Source organism: Clostridium sp. (assembly GCF_026168755.1).
Taxonomy (GTDB): Bacteria; Bacillota; Clostridia; order Clostridiales; family Clostridiaceae; genus Clostridium.
Map to the genome: position 1 here is coordinate 1 of NZ_JAPFDR010000088.1, position 4,590 is coordinate 4,590.

The 4,590-nt window shown below is 32.1% G+C and carries 4 protein-coding genes; 2 read left to right on the top strand and 2 right to left on the bottom strand.

Annotated features, from left to right (window positions below; translation table 11 throughout):
- Positions 1-171 (bottom strand): PadR family transcriptional regulator (locus Q0Y03_RS15060; RefSeq protein ID WP_297714248.1); only part of this gene is annotated, 171 nt, incomplete at its 3' end.
- A 292-nt stretch (positions 172-463) separates the two neighbouring features.
- Between Q0Y03_RS15060 and Q0Y03_RS15065 the strand changes: the two genes are divergently transcribed.
- Both Q0Y03_RS15065 and Q0Y03_RS15070 read left to right on the top strand, forming a co-directional pair.
- Entirely contained in the window at positions 464-1,531 is a 1,068-nt protein-coding gene (locus Q0Y03_RS15065) for an AraC family transcriptional regulator (protein ID WP_297714612.1), read from the top strand.
- A gap of 180 nt (positions 1,532-1,711) precedes the next feature.
- Positions 1,712-3,658, top strand: coding sequence for an FAD-dependent oxidoreductase (locus tag Q0Y03_RS15070; RefSeq protein WP_297714613.1), 1,947 nt, complete (start codon positions 1,712-1,714; stop codon positions 3,656-3,658).
- A 271-nt stretch (positions 3,659-3,929) separates the two neighbouring features.
- On the opposite strand, the gene Q0Y03_RS15075 is transcribed toward Q0Y03_RS15070, so the two are convergent.
- Positions 3,930-4,590 (bottom strand): Rpn family recombination-promoting nuclease/putative transposase (locus Q0Y03_RS15075; protein ID WP_297714614.1); only part of this gene is annotated, 661 nt, incomplete at its 5' end.

Genomic DNA, 4,590 nt, shown 5'->3' on the forward strand with positions numbered 1-4,590 from the left:
CTTTTTCAGTGTTGTATAAAGTGATGCAGGACCAATAGTAACTTCATTATTAGTAAGATTCTCAATAGTTTTCATAATTAGGTATCCGTGCTTTTCCTCAATAACACTAGATAAAATATAAAAAGCAGAATCTGTTAGTTCTCCAATATCAATAGAATCTTTTCTTGGCATAAAATCCTCCTTCCTATTATATATATCATTTATTGATATATCATTAAATATAATATATCAATAAATGATATATGTGTCAAATTAATAAGCTCATCAGCTTTTTCTAATACATCTTGTCTATCTTCCCTATATAATTTCTTTATTTCGCTAAGACTTTTATCATTCAATCATTATCAAGAATAACAACTTGTTTACTTTTGTAAAAGCATCTATTATTAGTAATATAATTTTAATTTATATATCTAAAGAAAAAATACGCTAAATCTGCAACTACAATAAATGGAGGTTTTTTATGCAAAATATGAAATATTATTATGATTTTTCAGGTCAAAAATTCGGTTATCCTTTAAGCCTAAGCATTAACAGCTTTAGCAGACAAGTATTTTGTCGTCATAGTAGTCTAGAAATAACCTACGTTTTAAAGGGAGAATATGAGGTTATTACAGAAAACTTCTCTCATATAATTAAAGAGCATGAACTATTAATCATTGCTCCAAATGATATTCATATAATTCGTCAAAATTCTAGAGAAGAAAATGTGATTTTAACCATACATATTGATTTTTCTCTCTTTCCATCAGCAATGATAGGAGAAATAAAGCATTCCTACGAATCAATTGTTTGCACTGACAATAATAATTTGAAATTATTGAAAAAATTAAAGCTTCAAATAGGTAAATTAGTTGGAGTTCTATTACGTGGTAATAATAATTTATTTGAGTTAAATACAATAATGATGGAAATTGTTTATATAACTTCTAATCACATGCAGTATCCTATTGAACGTTTACCTCTTCAATCTATTCATAGAGAAAACTATATTAAAGCTATTCAGTACATAGATAGCCATTATCAAGAGGATCTACGTTTAACAGATGTAGCAGATACACTTATGTTTAGCGTTTCTTACACTTCCAAACTCTTTAAGAAGTATACAGGTATTCCATTTGTAAAATATGTTGCTCTAGTAAGAATTCGTGAATCCATAGAATCTTTATTAGAGGGGAAAAAATCCATTGAGCAGATTGCTGCTGATTGTGGCATGCCAAATTCTAAAGCCTATACCACAGCCTTCAAAGAACTTTATGGAATTGTTCCTAGCCACTATCGCAAAAAGTTTGTCAATAACATGAAATTTAATGAAGATAAAAGAGAACAAATAATGTCTCTAGATTATAATCAAAAGCAGCTCCTTCAACACCTGTTAGAAGAATCAGAAAACATCCTTTATGAAAATGATAGCATAAAAATCAAAGTGAAAGAAGGGCATACTCTTTGCTCCATTCAAACATATAAAGATGTAAAAAGCACTATAACTCACTGTAATGATGAAATTATTATAGATATTGCTAAAGTTTAAAATGGAGGAACTTAAAATCTACCTTGTAACTTTCTATTATAAGTCATTTTTCGCTTTAATATTATCTTATTTCGCTTTTAATCTTCAAATATGAGGACATATTTTAACCTTTAACATCAAGCTAGGACAAGGATACTAATTGAATAATATGGTAACATCAAAGAAAAAGGAGATGAGGATATGAAAAAATATAGTCATTTATTTTCACCTATCAAAATTGGTGAAACCACAGTTAAAAACCGTATTTTTATGCCACCAATATCTACAAACCTAGCAGATAAAGGTTATGTAACAGATACTTTAGTTGAGCATTACGCTGCAAGAGCAAAGGGTGGTGTTGGTCTTATTGTTACTGAAGTAACTACTATTGAACCTGTTTACACATATTTACCTGGAGATATGTCCATAAGTGATGATTCTTATATTCCTGCTTGGAAAAAATTGACGGAGGCTGTCCATAAGTATGGAGCAAAAATCCTTCCACAATTATTCCATCCTGCTTACATGGCCTTCCCTATTCCGGGAACACCTCGTTTAATTGCACCATCAAATGTTGGTCCTGCCTATGCAAAGGAAGCCCCAAGACCAGTAACCATACCAGAATTAAAGATTATTATCAAGCAGTTTGGTGAAGCAGCCTTAAGAATTAAAACCGCTGGAGGAGATGGTGTTGAAATTCATGCTGCTCATGCCCACGGTCTACTAGGAGGTTTTTTATCTCCTCTATATAATAAAAGAACTGATGAATATGGCGGTGATATCAATGGCCGTTTGAAATTAACACTAGAAGTTATTGAAGAAGTTCGTAAAACGTGCGGAAAAGATTTCATCATTGATGTAAGAATTTCTGGTGATGAATACTGTGATGGAGGCTTAAATCTTAACGATGGAATATACATTGCTAAGCAATTAGAGAAAGCTGGTGCTGATATGATTCACGTATCTGGAGGAACTACTATCATGCGTGGTAGCTCAATCCCTGCACCTGGTACAAAGCAAGGTTCTCACGCTAAGTTATCAGAAGAAATCAAAAAACATACGTCAATCCCAATAGCTACTGTTGGACGAATTACAGAGCCTTGGATTGCTGATGAATTAATTGCCAATGGTAAAGCAGATATCTGCATGATTGGAAGAGCTAATTTATGCGATTCTGAATTTGCTAATAAAGCCGAAAAAGGTATAGATAATGATATACGTCCATGTATTGGATGTCTTCGTTGCCTAAACGGTATTATGTTTGGAAAGCGTGTATCTTGTACAATCAATCCTTCTCTTGAAATTGAAAATGAGGATACTCTTAAGTTATCTAACACAAAGAAAAAAATTCTTGTTATTGGTGGCGGACCTGCTGGTATGGAAGCAGCCTATGTTGCAAAGAAAAGAGGTCATCATGTAGTCCTTTGCGATCAAAATGAAGAACTAGGTGGACTTATGCGTATAGCTTCTGTGCCAATTGCTAAGCAAGATCTTTCAAAGGTTACACAATACATGGTTAGAAAACTCGAAGAAACTGGAGTTGAAATTCGTTTAAACTGTACTGTTAATAAAGAACTATTACAAAATGAATTTGCTGATTATGAAGTGATTATAAGCAATGGTGCCTCCCCTATTGTTATCCAACCATTTACAGCCTTTAAACATTGGGCAACTGCTGATGATATTCTAGGTGGAAAAGCCTTCCCTGGCCGTAAAATCGTTATTATTGGAGGTGGTTCTGTAGGCTGTGAAACTGCAGATTATCTAGCACCCTTAGTTTATGACCGTCTTCCTAGAGACAGAAAAGTCACTGTAATTGAAATGGCTCCAGAAATCATGTCAACAGAAACAGGTGCAGGTAGAAGTTTACTTGTACAACGTATGATTAAAAAAGGCATAGATCTAATCTGTAGTGCCAAGGTTGAAAAGGTAGAGGAAGACAAAATCTACTATAGCAAAGACGGTGAAATCCACTGCATTGCTGATGCCGACACCCTTATCTTCGCCGTAGGTTACCACACAGACACCACACTAGCTGATACCTTAAAGGAACTTCAAATGCCTTATCACACTATAGGAGACGCAAACAATGTTGGAACAATAAAAGATGCTATTCATGCAGGATATGCTATTGCTAAAGAATTGTAATATAAAGAGTATATGACTTTTACTGAGTCATATACTCTTTTGGGACAGTAGATTGATTTGTGTAAAAAACCAATCTAACTACTGTACATCTAGTTTCATTAAAATCTAAATATATAAAATATATTTATAAATATCATTTATTTGTGGTACGGTTCTCCGTATCGTAAGTAAAAAAGGTTTAGATTTGCCCATATACAATATAATTAATAATATTTCAAATTCAAGTTTTAATAATATTTTTTTATAAAAATAGGATAAGTTTTCACCTATCCTAACAATTCTTATCTCTTAAATCTTTAATTTCTTTTATATCTAACCCTGTCTTTATAGCTATTGTTTCATTATCTAAAATATCTAATAAGTTTTTCGCTATTTCTATTGCTTTATCATGTTTACCTCTTGCTTCTGCAGTACTTATCATATTAGCCCTTTCATGAAGTGACCTTTCTCTCTCGTAATAAATCCTCATAGTTTCTTCATCACTACTTAAGTATTCGATTTTTTGTTCAGCTTTTTCTATAGCTGTATCCAAACTCATCAACTCCTTCAATGTAGTTTCAGATATATCCTTTTCTAAAAACATAAGCCACCTTTCTATAGCATTCTCTCTATAATCTTTATCTTTTTTCTTTCTAAACTTAGGTAGTTCTAAAAAGTGTATTTCTACAACATCTGTTAACATATAGTCTTTTTCTATATCTTCCCATAAGTGAAATGATGATTGATAGCTTTCTGTCCCTAAAAATTCAAAATCTAAGATATTAATTGTAATTACCTTTTCCAAACTAGTATAATCTTGGCCTTGTTTTATATTTTCTAGATACATCTTTCCCCAATAAAATAATGTCCTTTTATCCATATTCCCTTGATCTGTAAGTTGTACTTCTATGTCTATATTTTCTCCCTTAGAAGTTTTTGCTCTAACATCAATA